Source organism: Flavobacterium sp. ACAM 123, assembly GCF_000264055.1.
Taxonomy (GTDB): Bacteria; Bacteroidota; Bacteroidia; order Flavobacteriales; family Flavobacteriaceae; genus Flavobacterium.
Window position 1 is genome coordinate 1 of sequence record NZ_AJXL01000276.1, and the last position, 264, is coordinate 264.

The 264-nt window shown below is 30.7% G+C and carries 1 protein-coding gene; it reads right to left on the reverse strand.

What is annotated here, in order from left to right:
• Positions 1 to 190, reverse strand: a 190-nt coding sequence (locus A3SG_RS22630; RefSeq protein WP_016991477.1) for a helix-turn-helix domain-containing protein, incomplete at its 3' end; no start/stop codon positions are given.
• Between the last annotated feature and the right edge of the window lie 74 nt (positions 191 to 264).

Below are 264 nucleotides of genomic sequence, written 5' to 3' on the forward strand. Positions count from 1 at the left end.
TCCAACTATCATACCAACGTTCAATCGTTCTGCGATTGACATTAAAAACAGAAGCAAGGTTGTTAATCTTGTGTCTTTGATGTGATAAAACAAGGCATTGGCTACGTTTTCTAACGGTATTATTAGGGCTGTTTTGATGAAGGTAGTTCAATACCTCAATCTCTTCTTTTTTAAGTGTTAAGTATCTCATATCGAGATAAATATACGAATACAATTACAAACAAACAACAAAATACGACATTATTTTATTCTAATTACTTATAT